This is a genomic window from Alcanivorax profundi (genome assembly GCF_003597125.1).
GTDB classification, from domain to species: Bacteria; Pseudomonadota; Gammaproteobacteria; order Pseudomonadales; family Alcanivoracaceae; genus Alcanivorax; species Alcanivorax profundi.
This window is the reverse complement of sequence record NZ_QYYA01000096.1, coordinates 1-493: the sequence shown is the minus strand read 5'-3', so window position 1 is coordinate 493 and position 493 is coordinate 1. Positions and strand designations below refer to the sequence as shown.

Sequence of the window (493 nt, the reverse complement as noted above, 5' to 3'; positions counted from 1 at the left end):
GATTTGGAGGAGATGGCACAGCATCCCGTCAATCTGAATACGGCAACGAGAGAAGAACTGGAGCGCATGCCGTTTCTTACCGCATCACAGGTAGAAGACATCCTGTTCTATATCTACCGCTATGGACAGTTGAAGAGTATGAGCGAGCTTACCCTGATAAGCAGTATCGACTGGTACCAGCGCCAGCTGATGAGTTGTTTCTTCTATGTGGCCGATGACCGGAGCAAGCCGGCTTTTCCCAGTCTTAAAAACATCGCCCAGTATGGCAAGCACGAGGTGATGGGCATGCTGAAGGTTCCTTTTTATGAGCGCAAGGGCGATGCGAGCGGAACCGGCGGCTATCTGGGTTATCCTTACAAGCACGGACTGCGCTACCAGTTTCGCTACGGCAATTCCGTCAAACTGGGATTCGTAGCTTCTCAGGATGCCGGCGAACCATTTTTCGGAGGCAGGAACACGATGGGTTACGACTTCTATTCCTTCTATCTTCAGG

1 protein-coding gene is annotated in these 493 nt (G+C 51.5%); it reads left to right on the top strand.

The window, feature by feature from the left end; genetic code table 11:
- Window positions 1-12: 12 nt before the first annotated feature.
- A partial coding sequence (locus tag D4A39_RS19150; protein ID WP_199699492.1) for a helix-hairpin-helix domain-containing protein occupies window positions 13-493 on the top strand: 481 nt, incomplete at its 3' end.